Source organism: Pantoea sp. SIMBA_079 (genome assembly GCF_046940275.1).
GTDB lineage: Bacteria > Pseudomonadota > Gammaproteobacteria > Enterobacterales > Enterobacteriaceae > Pantoea > Pantoea borealis.
In genome coordinates this window covers 109,540-127,543 of sequence record NZ_JAWRYR010000011.1, presented here as the reverse complement: position 1 = coordinate 127,543, position 18,004 = coordinate 109,540, and the positions used below count along the sequence as shown (strand labels likewise).

Sequence of the window (18,004 nt, the reverse complement as noted above, 5' to 3'; positions counted from 1 at the left end):
CTCATGCCCCCCACGCTTATACCGGTGAGTCGGCTGCTGACAACTGACCAGCCCCAGCTCTTTCATGAGTCTGCCAGTGTCACGGGGCAGACGGAAAGCAAGATTGTTGCATGTCTATAAATAAACTCTGTTCTCAACGAGACGCCTGCACTAAGGCCATGCCGGGCTGGCACGGACACGTGCGTATCCTGAAAGAGAAACCTGCCAGCACACTGATTTCCTCACGAGCTCAGTTTCTGCGATTTCCTGGCTTTGCAGATTCAAGGTAATTGTCTGCCATGACGTTCATAGCCTGTCATGAGTGGTTATATGTGAGAACTATCACTCCTTACAGCTTATATAAGCTGTAAGGAGTGGATGTTATGGCTTGATCATAAGCTGTAGTAAGTAAACATAAGCTATAGGAAGTAATGTGAGTTCTGCTATTTTATAGCTGAGAAGCCGGAAATGCATATAAACCATTAAAAATCAGCAGGATAATCTCAAGTAAGAAAGACTCTGACTTGTTAATCATAAGCTGTAGTGAGTAATCAGCTACTCGCCATCACTGCATAAGCTATAGTGAGTGGAATAAGCGGCAATTTGCGTTCTTTATAAACTGTAGTGAGTAAGAGTCTTCAGGGGGAGAGGTTATATAAACTATAGTGAGTGACCTCGACTCCTCAGCGCATAGATATAAGCTATAAGGAGTAAAACGCGCCCTTTGTACCACAGAGCTAAGCTGTAGTGAGTAGTTTTTCTAAAATTAATAAAATTCAGAGAGTTACTATAAGACTGTACTTACAGCCTCATTAATTCTTTGCTCTCCTGATAAGAGAACCACTCATCACAGCTTATCTGTTACTGAGACTTAAAAATCTTTTCCAGATCCTGAAGTGAAATACCGAGCTTATCCAGAAGTTCAATCTTTTCCTGCAGTTGCGGATCGAGTGGCTCTTTTGTTTTCGTTGTTGCCTTCGGTACTTCCAGCTGCTCCGTCTTGGGCGCTCTGAGCTTTGGATAGCGATTATGGACCTGGAAGTAGACGCTGCGTCCCTTCTGAACTTCGCTATAGTCCAGATAACCAATCTCTTTGAGCTGCTCCATCGCACGGCGCACTGTCTGGTTCTGCGAAAACACAGGAGAGCGCAGATTCAGCCTTTCGCGAAGGCGCGCCAGTGAGATAGGGGCCGGGTTCTTGGGAAGGCTTTCAATGTAGGTATAGAGCGCCTGAGCGGACTCACGGCGTTTAAGCGCGTTGATCGCCTTGAGCTGCAGTAACACCTTGTGATCAAACTCGTAGAGCTCGAAAAGCTTCGGGTCAGCCTGCAGGATAACAATGTCCTTTTTGGTATCGTAAAAAGCAGACTGGACCAGATGCGTGATGTATTCTTTTGCGTCGTCGCCGCTTTTTGAAGAGAAAGAGATGGTAGTGCTGGCAATACGCTTCAAAGACGGGCTGATACGCTCTCTGAGCTGCTTTGAGGAGCGACTTGAGGGAATGCCGCAGAGCTTGGCAAACTCTACAAATGAGAGCTGTACCTTGTCGCCAATGACCTTGTCTTTGTGCTTTGCAAAGGAATGGATGATCCCGACCCAGGTCTTGAAATCGTTATCCATATCCAGGCGCGGGCCGACTATCTCAACCTTTTCATAACCTTCTGCTTTCGCAAGAGACAGGCGCGTCAACTCCTCGGTGGCATCGGTTGTTGAAGAGGTGTTTTTCTTGCTGTTTTTTAACGACTTAAGCGTAGGGACAAATACGCCCAGGCGCATCAGTGCCACCGGCTGCACGGTATTATTGGCATTCGGCGTCAGGGTTACGATTTCCCCGGATTTTGTGTCTTTTTCTTCAAAAAGCTTTGTTAAGTCAAGATTGTCGCTGGCCACAAGCGTTCCTGCACACGTTTCAGAGGATCGTTGAGCATGATCAACCGATCCGGATTGTGAATTGTTAGATAACAACTCGCCAATGATCGAAGTAACCCTCTGACAAGCAATCAGATTAGTTATCCACAATCAAAACGGGAAATGAGCGATAAACTCACTATAGCTTATGTCTTTTCCTAATTACAGCTTATATTTTACTTTCTATAGCTTATTGTGATCTCTGTATAGCTTATATTTTACTTGTTATAGCTTATGCGGACCCCTCTTCAGGCCAGAGCTGGTGCGGCCTGCGGCGATCGGGGATCTCTTTGGGATCTATAAAGGATCTCATTAGGATCAATTTATTGGGATCTATCGCGTGGATAAGTGGATAACTCTAAGGGCTTTCTGCTTAACAGGCATACTCGCGCCATCATCAACGGGTCATTTACAGCCGATCTCTGCTGCAGATAAACCGTCGCTGTAGCCACTCTTAGCCAGCCTGCATTTATGTGCTGGTGAAAGCCTTGAGGTGCTATGGGGTCTCACCCTCACTCTATGAAAGAAATGTGATGAGAGACCTCTCTGAAATTGTCTGAGGTGTTTTGTGCTCACTACCAGTTCGTCATACATTCCCTTTTAAGCGATTACTCAGCAATAATGTCACAGGATGAGGAGCCAACATTATGCTCGCATATAAAAACCCTGGTCGTATAGGACTGCTAAAAGGTATGCTAAAAATGCTCCCACTTATTTTTTAAGAAACTGTTATTAAATAATATTTTTATTTTATCAGGCTTGATTGTGTTTTTTTTGCACAGACCTATAAGATATTGAAAGCAACGTTATCAGCACAGCCACCACAACTATCGGACAAGTTCTTCGCATCAATTTGTACGTTGAGACGCTACAGATATACCTCCTCCTATGATTCAAGACGTGGGCAACGAACAGCGGTTCCAGTTAACAGACCATGTGGCGTCTTAAGTGGAAAGTAGTCATTATGAGTTTCCCTATCACTTCTGCATGTTTGATCGATAATTCTTATAAGCTGAACGTTAGGGATTCAGGGCCAGGCAGATTGGGTAGTTGAGTCAACTGTGAAGACTAAGCCGTGCAGAATCAGGATATTCAATGATGGGAATTTCAGGTTGAAATTTTCCCATATTGGCTAGATATAACAGTAAGTTAGAGCGGTTTTTTGGTGGGTATCCAATAAAAAGGGGAGATACTCACTGGAGTAACTCCCCTTCTTTTGCACACTGGATTGAAAATTATTTTGTGAGCATCTTTTCAATTACGGCTTTCACCGCATCATCCAGCTCTGCCTGCCAGGCCGCAGGAAGACGCGAAAACTCATACGTCACAAGACGCTTTTCGGCGTCCGTTTTTTTCCGCGCAAACTGCTTTTTATCGCTGAATTCCGCTATTTTTTCGGTCACGACTTTTTTCGCATCACGCGCTGACTTAGGTTCAGCACTGGCTGCACGAAAGTAACCAATAATCTTTGCCTTAACAGCCGGATCATCGAGCTCAGTGAGCGCATCATGCGCAATACGTTCGCGCACGCCCTCTGCCAGTTCTTGGACACTGATTTGCCTGCTCGCCGCTTTTTCTGCAATATCCAGTAAGGTCTTATAGTCGTTAATAGAGAGCTCGCCGGCGGAGGGAAAGACCGCAATCATTTCATCGGGTACCGACGCCGCCTGAAAAGCACGCGTGACTTTTGCCGGCGACAGCCCTTCCGCAGCAGCAATGTCAGACTGATTCATATGCTCCGGGTACATCAGCTTAAGGCGATTACCCAGTTCACGCAGTGTGTGCTCTTTTGCCGTCTGAATGTCGATGGCCAGCTGCCGGGCGTCTGAAAGCGACAGCTCATCTTTCGTCACTAACACTTCAAATGGCATACCGCTGTAAAGGCACGCGGCCCTGCGGCGTGAACCGTCCAGGACTTCAATACGCCCGTCTACCTCACGGCCAATAGCCGGAAAGAACTGCTGCAGTTTAATGGTGCGTGAAATATCGCTGACGGATTCTTCAGTTAAAAAGGCCTGATCGCGGCCGTTAATCGTGGCATCCACGTAAGTCTGCGTTTCGATGTCATCATGCAGAATCTTGCTAAGCGTAAACCGTGCGGTGGCACCGGATTTAAGGGTAAAAGTACGGGCACTTTCCGTTTCGCTCAGCATTTTGCTGAAGCTGGAGTTACCCAGGGTGCGTCCCATTTTCTTCAGTTCTTTCATTATTGCATCCCTCTGACGAACTCAATCCGTTTAAACACGGCCTGTGTAAAGCGTTCGGCTTCACGTTTGGCATTTTTAAGCGCTTCTGAACTGCCCGGATATGACTGTGGATCGGCACTGACGATGGTGTCGAACGTTTCCCCGCAGCGCTCAAACCCATCCAGTCGGGGCAGCGTGGCGTCCAGGATGTAAGACGTAAACACGTCCCGGGCCAGCCCGTGAGTCATCTCATGATCACGTTTGGACGTCATCTTGGACATGAAGCCGATATTTCCTTTTATACGCGGTGTAATCCCCTCCTCTTCCAGTTGCTCCAGCATATCGGGTAAGCGGGTGAGATATTTCAGGGTTGAGTGGAAGTCCACCTGCGCGGGCGGTGTTGGAGTGAGAAGCAGATCGCTTGCCGCAATGGCATTAAGCATGAATGCGTCAAGATGAGGCCCGGTGTCGACAAAGATGAAATCATAGTCGCTTCCCACCCTGTCGATAATGTTTCGGCGCAGAACTTCAGAAGGCAGTACGCCGGGCAGGTGTTCCTGAACCAGGCGATCCCACTGGCTGGCCACAAACCCATCATCAATGGAAGCCGGAATAATATCCACACCCGGAATGATGGTTGGCTTGATGATTTGTTCTCTGAGCTGTTGCGCATCAAGATCATTCAGCATGGCCTGAGCGGCGGTTTCGACAATCGACCCGATGCTGTTTGCCTGATTCAGGAACATGGTGCTGGATGCCTGCGGATCTAGGTCGATAACCAGATTGCGCAAATCATACTGCAGTAAGTCAGGGTGAACGCGTAATCCATGAGCAAGCGTCACGGTACTGACCGTTTTGGACACCCCACCCTTGAGATTGACGACGAAGATCACAAACGGGCATTCGCCCTTATGGATGTCGCGGTATTTTGGCACCTTCCGGTGAGCGTAGATATCTACAACGTCCTGAACAGTCAGCGCGTAATGTTTCGCATTACCGGCATCCTTTTTGCCAAATACATGCCCTTTGGATTCCATTTCTTCAATGGCCTGCTCAACAGCACGGCGGCTGAGCTTAGGCAGGTTGGCCACGGCATTACGTGTGAACGTCTGATAGAACTGATCGAGACCGAATTCCTGGCGCTTATCGATAATGTCATCACTCATACTGCGCAACATAGCATTCGCTCTGCGCGCAGTTTCATCCACTCCACCGTAGTTACTTTTCATCATCCGCTCCACTGACAATTAATTTCGCCAGTGTACATTTATGAATGCTTTGTGCAACATTTTTCTGTATTCAATAAAAAGTTGTACAGGGCAGGTGTATGAACTTGTCGCCTCTTGTTCTGCTTTTACGGGGGATCAGCTAAAAGGCAGCGGGTGAAATGCCGCAAGCCCCTGCCCTTTCCCTGTTTTGCATCTCACATATCTGGGTCTGAAAGCAGAATGAAATTCCCATGCGAATTTCAATTTTAACTAATTGATTTAAAATATTTTTATGGATTTATTTCAATGTGAAATTCCCATGTGGTTTACTGCTCACTCACGGTTTGAACAGAATTTTAACCTGATTGTCAGGTGGATGGACACACGCAGTTATAAGGCCACGATGAGTAAGCATTACGGGCAGTGAAAAGTAGCCGGGCGCTGATTCACTGCCAACAGATACTGCATTCAGCCCCAGACTTGTTGAATCCATAGAAGAAGTGGAAAGCTGATCAGGTCATGGCTCAGCACGCTGGCCTGTTTAACCGCTGCGACGATAACGTGCAGGTGTGTCCTACTCATGAACATAGCAACGGATACTGACCAGACACGAAGTTTCGCAAAGGCGACCGCCCGGCATTATGGCCGCTGACTGTATTGCAACACATGTAATCGGATTGACTGTCAGCTCTTCACGCAGTCAGGGAGAGAATGCCTGCTGTCAGGCTGCAGATGAACGTATGGGCACACCACCTTTTGAATTCACCTGTTCGCTTGCCAAATTCATCGCTGAAAGCTGGGCATTGCCCTGCCCTCTTTTATACAGACTAAAGGGAAGAAATTCCGAACGTAAAATACCGACTCAGCATTCCCCGCAAGGATGCTGGTCAGTGTCCTGGACGTTCAGGCACCGTGAAAGCTTTGCCGCGGAGAGTTGAAAAAAGTAGCGGGGAATGGTTTAGTAAACGTTAATAATCATTCACTATTACTGCATAAGGCCCATTATTTTGTCGCTACAGTCTGCAGAGTGGTTTAGCCGCAATGGCGTGGAATGCTCCCGCGTCAGTGCCTGTAATGCTGGCTTTCCAAAACATCTTCATGATGAGTACGTCATTAGCGCCAACCTAACAGGTGTGGAGGAAATCTGGCTGGCAGGTAAAACCACATACGTTAAGAGTGGGCAGGTGACTTTATATAATCCGGGGACCATTCAGGCGTCGCGTTTTGACAGTCAGTCCGTTGATTTTATCAGCGTGCACATGCCCCAGAGCGTCATGAAACTGCTGGCTGATGAGGACAGTATACGCAGCGACAGCCATGCGCCCGTTCTGCGCGAAGGCATTATTGAAAACAGACGACTGTTTAATGCGCTGTACCGGTTTGCGGCTTCCGCGCGCGAAGGTGAAGGGGCAAATGAAGAGCAGGAGCTGATGTTGCTGTGCGGCGAACTGCTGGAGACCCCGGCATTTCTGCAGGGCAATGACGAACAGAGGCTCAACATTGTGATTGAATACCTGAGAGAAAATCTCAGCGTTAAACCCCAGCTGGATAGGCTTGCGCAGATGGCGGGGCTGAGTAAATATCATCTTGTGCGCTTCTTTACCCGGCATACGGGTATGCCGCCCCTGCAGTACCATATGCAGCTTCGCCTGCATCACGCTCGAGACTTACTTCGCAGAAACGTTCATCCGCTTGATGCGGCAATAATGCTGGGTTTTTACGATCAGAGTCATTTCATTAATGCCTTTCGAAAAGTGATGGGGACGACGCCCCATCATTATGCTTCGCAGGTCTGCTCAGGCCACCATAAATTCCCGGTATCCTGATACAATGACATAGAGCGCAAAATAGCTGAAGATAAGGGCCGAGGCGATGTAGGAATATTTAAGCAGCCGCTGACCCAGCATCCTGCCGCCGAAGCTCCCGACAAGGCAAAGCACGCATGTCCAGAACATACCCGCTATAAAGAACCCGCTCAGAAACCACGATGTACCAGTCAGGCTATGATGACCCATCCGCGAAATCAGCGCACCGCCCACGGTGGCAAACCACAAGATGGCTGTGGGCGAGGACATGGCTAGTACAACACCCCGTCCGAACTCCCGCAGGAGTGGGCGAGCCTGATGAGATTCGCTGACATTAAGTTCTGCTGCTTTTCGGTATGCGGCCACCAGCATTTTACCGGCAAACCATAACAGCAGGGCTCCACCGCCTATCCACAGCACCCAGCGGACCACTTCATACTGAAGCAGCACTGCCATGCCTGCCAGCGCCAGTAATGCATAGGCCAGGTCACCGACGCAGGTGCCCATACCCAGCCAGAACCCATGGAAATACCCGCGCTGCATGGCAAGGGTGATCATGGCGATATTGGCAATGCCGATATCGAGACACAGCGATAAACTCAGTAAAAAGCCGTTTGAGAATTCGATCATAATAGAAAACCTTTTATCTTCTGGTCGTATTCAATCATGTCGACCGTTTTGCCAAGCCGGTTGAGCAGCATTGCAGCTTCTTCACGCTGATGATGCGGTGAATAACGTTGCAGGAACTCCCCGGCTTTTCCGGTATCACCTTGAAGAACGGAGAATGTCATTGCACTGGCCAGCGCGGTTAAAGCCGGTTTAACCGCGGCGAGATCCACTTCATAGTGGGTTCCATTCCAGTACAGGCACTGATGTTCCGTCAGCCATTTAAGCTGAATATACGCCGCCCCGGCATCGGGATAGTCGCAAGGACCACGACGCAGATACCGAAGCATCTCTAGAAGAAACACCCTCAGCTGATGCGTTTCATCCAGCTGCAGTGCCTGACGGGTATCCTCTGTGAGGCACATCAGCAGACCAAACACGTCAGCCAGCGCCTCCTGGATGACCATGGATCCCCATCGGTCCAGCTTGCTCAGGCTGCCGAACCTCATTTTTTCAATGACAATGGAATGGCCCAAATCGTGACCTCTGAACCACGCAATCAGGTGACGGGCACAGATGCTGCTTTCCGGAATAACGTTTTGTTGCCAGCCTAGCAGAGAGGCCTGGGTTCGGGCGAAGCGTTCGAACAGGTTAAGATACGTATTTGCAAACACGATGGTGCATTTTTGAGGCGCGTACTTGACGCCTTCGTCTTCAGGGAAGAAATAAGCAAAGTGTTTGGGATAGCTGTTGGCTTCGCCGGCAATCGCAAACAGATCAACGATTTTGTAACGGCAGCCGGGCAGGGCAATCAGCCGTGCATCAATATGGCGCTGCAGCCAGGTCAGGTTATCTGAAAAAAGGTCATCCACCACATCAGAAACTTCCTGCAGGGCGCGATTAGGTAATCCAAACCATGCGGAGTAATGCTGTGCTCTGGATTTACCCACCCATGTCGACATATAGCCAATACCCTGCACCAGTTCCTGTTCATCAAGACCGGCTATCTGCGGGAGCAGTTCGCCTGCGGTACGGGGATCTGAAAGCACATCAGCGCGCAGTTGCAATGCTTTTCGGGTGTCCGGGTCGGCAAATCCCCGGGCGAGCTTAAAACAGATAATGCTGAGCTTTTCTTCGACGGACTGAAGTAAAGTGGTACCGGTTCGCGTGGCAACCGGATGAATATGATTTGCTGCATCGGCAAGCCGGGTAGCCTGATGAATAAGGTCCAGCACAGCCGGAGAAAGTGAGTCTGGCAGCGGAATATCCATCATATGGATGTGATATGAATCAGCTGCAGGCCAGAATGGTGTCGTAAACATGAAATTCCCTTCCATAATGATTAACGAGATACTCACTTAACCAGTCCGCATGTTTTCGGTATTGGAAAGAATTGCGCTGTAGCCTCAGTTCACGTTAACGGGCAGGCATACAGCTACTGACAGCGTCTTGTTACTGTCTAAAACCGGCTTTAGCAAACCTCACAGTAAAGTCAGATATCGTTTGTCTGGCGCCGTGCGCATTGTCAGAGAGGAGAAGGGGAGAAATATGGCAGACCTGACATTACTTCAGCAGAACGGTATTTTAGTCATCACGGTTCCGGATGATGTGGCTGTCCGGGCCGGCTGGATGCCTGGCATCCGGCTTAACGTCACCGTTGAGGGTGAGACAGTGTCACTGACACCGGCTTCACGCCTGCCCCACGGCCGTAAAACGCAGGCGCATCTGCTGTCCGTTATCGATCTGAATGAGATCAGCTACCTCAACGAAGAAAGTCACGACGGACTTAATGACGCGCCGCAGGGTAAAGAATTAATCTGAGGGTCTGCGTTCATGACAGACCCGCTGTTTAGCAGGCCGGGGCCTGCCGCTTACCCTGAGCGTATTCAGTCTGGCTGATGTCGGGCATATTGCATTTATACAGCCTGCCACCTGCGCAGATATGAAAACCTGGCGATAAAGGATGTTGGTATAGCAGACAGAGCGCAGTATTGAAAAAATAGACTGTGATATATATGCTGTATAGACTGTAATATATAAAGGTGGGCGTGTGTGGATCGTTGAAACCACGGATTTATTCGCGGAATGGCTCAGAGAGCAGGACAGGGCGATGCAGCTGGATGTGCTTGCCGCACTGAACCTCCTGAAGCAGGAAGGCCCGCATCTTGGCCGGCCGCATGTGGATACGCTTTACGGCTCAAAAATCCCGAACATGAAAGAACTGAGGGTGCAGAGCAACGGGCGGCCCGTAAGAGGGTTCTTTGTGTTTGACCCCATGCGTAAAGCGATTGTCCTGTGTGCGGGTAATAAAGAAGGCGCAGATGAAAAGCGCTTCTACAAGACCATGATCAAAACAGCGGAAAATGAGTACAACCGACATCTGGACCAACTGAAACGGAGCGGGAAATGAAAACGCTTGATGACCTGATGGCTGATCTGACACCTGATGAACTCACGCAGGTTCATGAAAAAGTCGCGGCAATGCGACTTGATTCTCAGCTGTATAAACTGCGTGAGGCGCTGTCGAAAACCCAAAAGCAGCAGGCTGAAGCCATGGGTATTGCACAGCCTTCTGTTGCGGCTATTGAAGGGCGCGGTGAAGATCTGAAAATTGCCACGCTCAAACGTTATGTTGAGGCGCTTGGCGGTCAGCTGACAATTGGCGTCAATATGCCGGGCGGTGAGCACGTCGATTTTACCCTCTGAGTGATGCTGATATCCCGGTGCGTCAGCGGAAATACGCCTGACGCATTTTTTCGACAAGTGCCGGTGAGCGCTGACCCTGTTAGTAACGCAAAACAAGGGTGTGATGCCTGGCTTCAGGGCCTGTCCGGTAAAAAATTTTTCATACAGACCCCTCTGAAAAAAAACAGTCGATGTTCCGTTTGCTTGCCCGGCTATAAAATGCGGGCAACTGGAATGTCATCCCAGCGCATGGTCCATGCCGGCGAAAGCATCTCACGTTTCATCTGCCACTCTTTGCTGACACCCTGACGGGCAAACCACATGTGCCCCAGCCCGGACTGATTAATGCCGTCCAGCACCTTCATCAGCTGCGCGCTGTTTGCCCGTGGCTTATCCTCATCAAACAGGTTCAGCTGACTGACGCCGTTCGGTGTGACGTCATCGAGTATAATGCCAGCCTTCATAAAGCATAGCCCGTCAGGCCAGATTCGGTCGAGCGATCATATCGTCCCCCGATCAAGTCCCGCGTATCCTGTGTGACCACCTTTGTCGTGATGCGCTCCTCAAATGACCGGCCGCAGACGATCTGCTATTTCGCCGGCGAAAACTCCTCGAGGTGAATGCACGATTCACCGTTGAGCTCGCGAACGGTGCGTTCGATCACTACGCTGAAGTTTTTTCGGATGAGGGCAGGGTGCGCGCGCCAGCAGTAGGGCGTTTTAAATGCCCATCAGGTTGAGCCTCTTGCCGGTGCGCCGGCCGGCCGGTCATTACCGGTGAAACGGCTGACACGGACAGCATTTATCTTCCTGATTTCAGTTAGGGTACACTGTTATCAGCATTTGGTGAGGAAAATGCCGCCTCTGGCGGCGTCAGTCAGCTCAGTCTCCTCCGCTGCAACCGGCCTTGAGCCCGTCAGAGACATCTGGTACATCCCGGCACTCCAAGATGATATCAAGCATCTGCAGGATATGGCCCACCGGCTTGTCTTCGAGGTCGCTGAGGCGATGGGCTGTGCGGACAACGTGCGGAAAGATAAACACTCTCAGTCAGCAGGCTTTGCCGCCTCCGAAACCAGTAGTGAATTTGTCCTCTTTCTGGCGGGTCTGTTCAGCTCCCTTCCAACAGAAAATTCTATATGTTTATGTTCTGCCTAAATTTCTTCGGTACTCAGTCTCCGGAAACCGTCAAAAGCGTTCTGCAAATGCTGCGGAGCGGTAATACGCTGTGGCCTGGTGAAGATGAGTTCTAAGGCAGTCTTTGCTGGAACATCTGCGTGCCGGATGCCACAGGTATTGGGTGCTGAAGGAGATCGACAGGGTTACAGACGGTGAGGTTTTCAGTTAACACGGCCCTGCCTGTTTGTTAGACAGCCTTAAGCCGCTGCCTGACAAACAGGCAGGCTACAGGTGCGGGCGGCATAGAGCCGGCGATTATTTTGACTCATTCGAGCTGAGCCTTTTCAAGGCTATTTTATTGACAACACAAACGTGTTTTTGTATTTAAATAGTTGCCTGGTGTGATCTGTATACCCGTCCAATCATTCCTCTCACGCCGGGACAAAAGCCTTATCCGTACGGATAAGGCTTTTGTTATTTTTACGGTAGCTCCATTTACCCTGCATCTATACACATCACTGAAACGGCTCTGAATTTTATACAGACGCCGTGTTTCTCTTCTGCGACCATTAGGCGTGATATTGACCGCCATACCCAGACTTCGCTCTCTGCGGTGGGCAATGGCCTCGCATTTGGCATCTTCCGTAATCTGATCCATCACTGTCAGCCAGCGGCGTGCAGCGCGTCGCCTTAAGCCCCGTCATTCCAGTGGTTCTGCTGCAGTGTTTTTCGGTTCCATATGCCTCCATTGGCGTAACTCCTGCATCAACAGTGCAACCGATTCTTTTATAGAAGTAATCATGGTTCCTTATTTAACCCAGCGTGCATTCTCAGAAAATGGAGTTCCGTGTGTTAACAGGAGCCTATTGATGTGTATCCGTCGCTTTTTAATGCAATAAGCTGGTGCCCGCCTCGCCGTAGTGCATGCGTTTCTTCCAGAGGTCCATCTATTCATCGTGCCATCGTGCGAGGGGGGTTGCGCAGAAATATTTTGCAGTGAGCTGCATCATATTAATATGTTATTACATACCAGTTTACCTGTCATTGTCGAATACTTATATGTTGACAACAGTGCTGGTTCTCGAAGCCGAGCACCTGACACTTACCTTGAATGGCAAAACGATTGTCCGCGCTCTCTCTTTTTCGTTGCTACGTGGCGAGCGCGTTTGCTTATTGGGCGCATCTGGCTGCTGTAAATCCTTAACCGTGCGCGCCATCACCGGTACGTTACCGGCCCAAACCCGTATTGATGGTGCGGTTCACGTCACTACCCGCATTGGCTCGTCCACTAGTTAAGCATGCAATGCTGCGCGTGCCGGGTATTGCGTTGTCTTTATCAGCGTTGGGATTTTTGGGCCTGGCGCAGCACCGCCGTCACCGGAATGAGGCCGTTTGCTGGCGGAGGGGTTACCCTATACTGAACGCGCTTGGTGGGTAGTGTTCGCGCCGATCAGTGCGCTAATCTTTAGCTTATGCTTTCCTGTATCAGTCCGCGCGGGCTGTCCTCAGACAGGTTGAAATTGCAGCCGATATAGGCCATCCGGTGCTAATAGCTGCTCCAAAATGGGTTAGTGCAGTACGAAGCATCCATATCATAATACGTCGCGGGCCCGGTCAGGCTGGCGGCTTCGTGAACGTGATCAATCAGCATGTTTATTATGTGAGCGCCCCTGTCTGCTCTGACGAACGAGTCGGCCAGTTGAGTAGGGCGGATGCGCAGAGTATTCATAGTGGACTAAGGCGTTGAGTGTCCCGTTCACTGCATCAGTTCGTACAGCGGCATGCCATGCGGTACGCTGGTCAGCGCGGTCACTGCTGAGGCACGCCCCCGGCTGCTGGTTGTCATTCCGCCGCTTGTGCAGAACATAATTACATACGACTCTCAAAGGTGATTTACTCTCTTTCCGGAGAGCATGTTAACCCCCTGTATTAATTTCCAACCGCTGGGGTAGCTCACTTTTGCATCGTTGGTGACAGGAAAGACAGATGGGTTGATAACAAATAGTCTCGGAGAGAAAAGAGGTGATGAGAAAACGGCATGGCTTTTGCTTGACTCACTTTTTCGCATCAAAGGGTGAGGGAGCAATGGATGACGCACTGAGTTGGTTACAGGCCTCAAGGCAAAGCGATATTGCCAGCCTGCAACGCCTACGCCAGACCGGCAAACTCATTACCACCGTCAGCGAGCTGGTGCATCAGCTTCAGCGCGAGCGGGGGGCGAGCAATCTGTGGATATGTTCAGAAGGCAGGCTTTACGGCGAGCAGCGGCTCGCCAGTGAGCAGGATGTGACGCGCTGCCAACGGGATTTTTGCCAGGCCTTACCCAGGGTTGAAGCCCAGCCGGGATACAGCCGCTTCTGCAACCTGATCGCCGCCGCGCTGCAGGCCCTGGCCGGATTACCGGCGTTGCGCCAGCAGATTACGCAACAGCAGATCGCGCACGCGCAGGCCGTTGCGGCGTTCAGTACCATTATCCGTAGCTTACTGAACCTAGTCTTTGAGGCCGCCGACACCGCCAGCCATCCTGACATTACCCGCGCGCTCATTGCGCTGTTCAGCTTTATGCAGGGCAAAGAGCTGACGGGACAGGAACGCGCCCTGGGAGCGGCCGGCTTTGCTGCCGGACAATTCAGCGCGGAGCAGCGCAGCGCCATGGTGGCCTTAATTGAAGCAGAGGAACAAAGCTTTTCGACCTTCCAGCAGTTTGCCGATGAGGCGGTTTTACACCACTGGCAGCCGCTGGCGCAGGCCAGTCGTGAAATTGAACGACTGCGACGCATTGCCTGTACCGACGGTCGGCGGGACGACAGTGGCGCACTGCACTGGTTTTCGCTGCTGTCACAGCGCATCGACCAAATGAAATTGCTGGAGGATCGGCTGTCAGCCACGCTGATGTTGCGCTGCCGTGAGGCGATCGCACTGGCACAGCATCAGGCAGCTGAACCTCTGCATGTGGCGCAGTCAGGCTGCGATTTTACTTTATATGTCTCCGGTGTGGACTGGCTGCCCACCGAGTCCGGTGCGCTGAACAGCGACGGGCTGGCACCCCAGCTAGGTCGTTCACTGCTGTCGTTGATCACGGAGCAGTCTCAGCGTTTACAGCATCAGGCCAATGAGCTGGCCACCCTGCGCGCCACGCTGGAAGAGCGGAAACTGCTCGACCAGGCCAAAACCTGGCTGATGCAGCAGCATGGGCTGAGTGAAGAGCACGCTTGGCAACGGCTGCGTAAAAGCGCGATGGATCAGAATAAACGGCTACCGGAAATCGCCCAGGCGATCGTCACGGTGGCAGCCACAATGAAGAGATAACTCTAAAGCGTTAGCTGCACAATGCTTGTGCGTGGTCTGCGTCACAAACGTGCAAAATCGGTTAAAAAACCAGCCCGGCGAAAGCCCTGATCGCCACGCGCAGGGCCGTTTCAAAGCTGGCATGCAGTTTGCTTTACCCTATTAAGTGTATGCATTTGCTTTGCCAACGGCGGTAAAGCGAGTGCTTTTGGATAAAGGCGTCCATCTCCCTGTGAAAGCAGTGGAGAGGACGCCTTTTTTTATTTCCTGAGGGTGGCAAAAAATGAGCAAATCGCCAGTTTCACTGTCTCGACGTCAACTGCTGTTATCCAGCGCCGCCGCTGGCGGGCTGTGGCTGTTGCCGGGATTGCGCAACGCCGTATGGGCGGCGGGTTCCGATGCGCCAGAAAAAGCCACCGTGCGGGTGGGATTTATTCCACTGACCGACTGTGCGCCGGTCGTCATGGCCTCGGTGAAAGGCTTCGACAAAAAATATGGTCTGATGCTACAGCCCAGTAAAGAAGCCAGTTGGGCAGCCGTCCGCGACAAACTGATCTCCGGTGAGCTCGATGCGGCACACGTCCTGTACAGCATGATCTATGGCCTGCAACTGGGCGTTGCCGGCCCTCAGCATGCGATGGCGAACCTGATGACGCTCAATAACAATGGCCAGGCAATCTCCCTGTCGAACCAGCTTAAAGCGCAAAAGGTCACCGATGCCGCCAGCCTGAAAAAGACCATCGACAGCAAGGCCAAAGGCAGTCTCACCTTTGCGCATACCTTTCCGACCAGTACCCACGCGATGTGGCTCTACTATTGGCTGGCGAATGCCGGCATCAATCCATTTGATGACGTGCGCACTGTCGTCGTACCGCCGCCGCAGATGGTGATGAATATGAAGATTGGCAATATGAGCGGCTTCTGCGTGGGCGAGCCGTGGAATCAGCGCGCCATCAGTGATGATATTGGTTTTACCGTCGCTACCAGTCAGCAGATTTGGCCCGATCACCCCGAAAAAATTCTTGGCACCCGCGCCGCGTGGGTGAAAGAGAATCCCAATACGGCGCGCGCGCTGACGGCGGCTGTCCTGGAGGCGGCACGCTGGATCGATGCCTCCGATGATAACCGCCGCGAAACGGCGCAGGTGCTGGCCGGACGCGCCTGGATCAACACCAAACCTGAGATTCTGCAGGGTCGCATGCTCGGCCAGTACGAAAACGGGCTGGGACAGAAATGGCAGGACCCGCATGCGATGCGCTTCTTCCATGACGGCAGCGTCAGTTTCCCGTATCTGTCCGATGGCATGTGGTTCCTCACCCAGCTTAAGCGCTGGGGAATGCTGACCGAGGATCCGGACTATCTGGGCGTCGCAAAGCAGATCAACCGAATTGATATCTACAAACAGGCAGCGAGCGCCGTCGGCAACATCACGTTGCCCGGCAGTGAGATGCGCAGCAGCACCCTGATCGACGGCAAGGTGTGGGATGGCACGAATCCTGCCGTTTACGCCGCCAGCTTTGCCATTAACCACAAAGAGAGGTCGTGATGAAAAGCCAGACTCGCTCCCTGACGCAGCCTGAGACGCTGCCCACCCGGGCCACGGTGGTGCCCCTTCAGGTCACGCCAAAAAAGATGCGCTCGCCTGCGCGCCTGCGTCCGTTTTTGCAGCGTGCCATTCCCGCGCTGTGCGGTGTGATGCTTCTGCTTCTGATCTGGCAGATCGCGGCCCTTTCCAGCAAAGGCTTTCCCGGCCCGTACGCCACCTGGGAAGCGGCGAAAATCCTGTTCGCCGATCCGTTATATAACAACGGCCCCAACGATCAGGGCATCGGCTGGAATGTGCTGGCCTCGCTGCAGCGCGTCGCTATCGGCTTTGGTCTGGCCGCGCTGGTAGGGATTCCCGCAGGCTTTCTGCTGGGGCGTTTTGCCTTTGTGGCACGCATGTTCAATCCGGTTATCGCGCTACTGCGTCCGGTCAGCCCGCTAGCCTGGCTGCCTATCGGCCTGCTGCTGTTCCAGCGCGCCGAACCGGCCTCCAGCTGGACCATTTTTATCTGTTCTATCTGGCCGATGATTATTAATACCGCAGAAGGTGTACAGCGCATTCCACAGGATTACCTCAATGTGGCGCGCGTGCTGCAACTGTCGGAATGGACCATCCTGCGCCGCATCCTGTTTCCCGCCGTTCTGCCTACGGTGCTGACCGGGGTCCGCCTGTCGATTGGTATCGCCTGGCTGGTGATCGTGGCTGCCGAAATGCTGACGGGAGGCCTGGGGATCGGCTTCTGGATCTGGAACGAATGGAACAACCTCAATGTTGAAAACATCCTGATTGCCATTTTGCTGATTGGCGTCGTCGGCCTGCTACTGGAGCAGGGACTGATGCTGCTGGCGCGTCGCTTTAGCTGGGATAAATAAGGGGAACACTATGCAACCTATCATTCGTGTACAGCAGGTCAGCCAGCGTTTTACCACTTCCGGCGGCGATTTTCTGGCGCTCGATAATGTCAGCTTTGATATTCATCAGGGGGAAACCCTGAGCCTGATCGGCCACTCCGGCTGTGGTAAATCCACGCTGCTCAACCTGATAGCCGGTTTAACCCGACCTACCAGCGGCGTCCTGTTATGCGATAACCGCGAAGTCACCGGCCCCGGCCCTGAGCGCGCCGTTGTGTTTCAAAACCACTCGCTGTTGCCCTGGCTGACGGCGTATCAGAACGTTGAGCTGGCGGTGGAGCAGGTGTTTAAAGGCAAGATGAACAAGGCGGAAATGCGTGACTGGATCGAGCACAACCTGAACCAAGTACAAATGAGTCATGCCATGCATAAACGCCCCAGCGAGATCTCCGGCGGCATGAAGCAGCGTGTCGGTATCGCCCGCGCGCTGGCAATGAAACCTCGCGTGCTGCTGCTCGACGAACCCTTCGGTGCGCTGGATGCCTTAACGCGCGCGCATCTGCAGGACAGCGTCATGCGCATCCAGCAGGCGCTGAACACCACCATCGTCCTGATTACCCATGATGTGGATGAAGCCGTGTTGCTGTCCGATCGGGTACTGATGATGACCAACGGTCCGGCGGCGCAGGTGGGCGATATCCTGACGATCGACCTGGTCCGGCCGCGTTCACGCGTGGCGCTGGCGGATGACGTGCGTTATCACCAGCTGCGCCAGAAAGTGCTGCATTTTCTCTACGAAAAACAGACTTCGGCGGCATAAGGAC

At 52.0% G+C, this 18,004-nt stretch carries 13 protein-coding genes and 3 pseudogenes; 9 read left to right on the top strand and 7 right to left on the bottom strand.

What is annotated here, in order from left to right:
* Nucleotides 1-840: 840 nt before the first annotated feature.
* The 3 genes from SB719_RS14810 to SB719_RS14800 form a co-directional block, all read right to left on the bottom strand.
* Nucleotides 841-1,869: a RepB family plasmid replication initiator protein gene (locus SB719_RS14810; RefSeq protein WP_065647940.1), complete on the bottom strand. Its 1,029-nt coding sequence runs from the start codon at nucleotides 1,867-1,869 to the stop codon at nucleotides 841-843.
* Between the two features lie 1,253 nt (nucleotides 1,870-3,122).
* Nucleotides 3,123-4,097, bottom strand: coding sequence for a ParB/RepB/Spo0J family partition protein (locus SB719_RS14805; RefSeq protein ID WP_104086167.1), 975 nt, complete (start codon nucleotides 4,095-4,097; stop codon nucleotides 3,123-3,125).
* The gene (locus SB719_RS14800; protein WP_104086168.1) at nucleotides 4,094-5,302 is read right to left on the bottom strand and encodes an AAA family ATPase; all 1,209 of its coding nucleotides are present in this window, start codon (nucleotides 5,300-5,302) and stop codon (nucleotides 4,094-4,096) included. Before SB719_RS14800 ends, SB719_RS14805 begins: the two co-directional genes overlap by 4 nt.
* 986 nt (nucleotides 5,303-6,288) lie before the next feature.
* Between SB719_RS14800 and SB719_RS14795 the strand changes: the two genes are divergently transcribed.
* Nucleotides 6,289-7,107: a helix-turn-helix transcriptional regulator gene (locus tag SB719_RS14795; protein WP_084886354.1), complete on the top strand. Its 819-nt coding sequence runs from the start codon at nucleotides 6,289-6,291 to the stop codon at nucleotides 7,105-7,107.
* Here SB719_RS14795 and SB719_RS14790 read toward each other — a convergent pair.
* Both SB719_RS14790 and SB719_RS14785 read right to left on the bottom strand, forming a co-directional pair.
* On the bottom strand, nucleotides 7,078-7,716 hold the full coding sequence (locus tag SB719_RS14790; protein WP_065647944.1) for a LysE family translocator: 639 nt from the start codon (nucleotides 7,714-7,716) through the stop codon (nucleotides 7,078-7,080). The two genes, SB719_RS14795 and SB719_RS14790, sit on opposite strands and share 30 nt — an antisense overlap.
* Nucleotides 7,713-9,050, bottom strand: coding sequence for a hypothetical protein (locus SB719_RS14785; RefSeq protein ID WP_412159357.1), 1,338 nt, complete (start codon nucleotides 9,048-9,050; stop codon nucleotides 7,713-7,715). The genes SB719_RS14790 and SB719_RS14785 overlap by 4 nt, the downstream gene beginning before the upstream one ends.
* Nucleotides 9,051-9,240: 190 nt before the next feature.
* Between SB719_RS14785 and SB719_RS14780 the strand changes: the two genes are divergently transcribed.
* From SB719_RS14780 to SB719_RS14770, 3 genes are all read left to right on the top strand, one after another.
* Nucleotides 9,241-9,513: an antitoxin gene (locus SB719_RS14780; RefSeq protein WP_065647946.1), complete on the top strand. Its 273-nt coding sequence runs from the start codon at nucleotides 9,241-9,243 to the stop codon at nucleotides 9,511-9,513.
* Between the two features lie 229 nt (nucleotides 9,514-9,742).
* Nucleotides 9,743-10,102, top strand: coding sequence for a type II toxin-antitoxin system RelE/ParE family toxin (locus tag SB719_RS14775; protein ID WP_412159356.1), 360 nt, complete (start codon nucleotides 9,743-9,745; stop codon nucleotides 10,100-10,102).
* Nucleotides 10,099-10,398, top strand: a complete 300-nt coding sequence (locus tag SB719_RS14770; protein WP_065647948.1) for an XRE family transcriptional regulator — start codon at nucleotides 10,099-10,101, stop codon at nucleotides 10,396-10,398. The genes SB719_RS14775 and SB719_RS14770 overlap by 4 nt, the downstream gene beginning before the upstream one ends.
* Nucleotides 10,399-10,589: 191 nt before the next feature.
* Here the strand turns inward: SB719_RS14770 and SB719_RS14765 are convergent.
* Nucleotides 10,590-11,138: pseudogene (locus SB719_RS14765) on the bottom strand (DUF4113 domain-containing protein); the annotation flags it as partial.
* 712 nt (nucleotides 11,139-11,850) lie between these two features.
* Nucleotides 11,851-12,180 (bottom strand): annotated as a pseudogene (locus SB719_RS14760) (hypothetical protein); the annotation flags it as partial.
* A 573-nt stretch (nucleotides 12,181-12,753) separates the two neighbouring features.
* Between SB719_RS14760 and SB719_RS14755 the strand changes: the two are divergent.
* From SB719_RS14755 to SB719_RS14735, 5 genes and pseudogenes are all read left to right on the top strand, one after another.
* A pseudogene (locus SB719_RS14755) lies at nucleotides 12,754-13,013 on the top strand (ABC transporter permease); the annotation flags it as partial.
* A gap of 567 nt (nucleotides 13,014-13,580) precedes the next feature.
* Nucleotides 13,581-14,804 (top strand): nitrate regulatory protein, encoded by a 1,224-nt coding sequence (locus tag SB719_RS14750; protein WP_104085905.1) that lies wholly within the window; start codon nucleotides 13,581-13,583, stop codon nucleotides 14,802-14,804.
* Nucleotides 14,805-15,066: 262 nt separating this feature from the next.
* Nucleotides 15,067-16,329, top strand: a complete 1,263-nt coding sequence (locus SB719_RS14745; RefSeq protein ID WP_412159355.1) for a CmpA/NrtA family ABC transporter substrate-binding protein — start codon at nucleotides 15,067-15,069, stop codon at nucleotides 16,327-16,329.
* On the top strand, nucleotides 16,329-17,201 hold the full coding sequence (gene ntrB, locus SB719_RS14740; RefSeq protein ID WP_412159354.1) for a nitrate ABC transporter permease: 873 nt from the start codon (nucleotides 16,329-16,331) through the stop codon (nucleotides 17,199-17,201). The genes SB719_RS14745 and ntrB overlap by 1 nt, the downstream gene beginning before the upstream one ends.
* A 10-nt stretch (nucleotides 17,202-17,211) precedes the next feature.
* The gene (locus SB719_RS14735; protein WP_065647954.1) at nucleotides 17,212-18,000 is read left to right on the top strand and encodes an ABC transporter ATP-binding protein; all 789 of its coding nucleotides are present in this window, start codon (nucleotides 17,212-17,214) and stop codon (nucleotides 17,998-18,000) included.
* Nucleotides 18,001-18,004 lie beyond the last annotated feature (4 nt).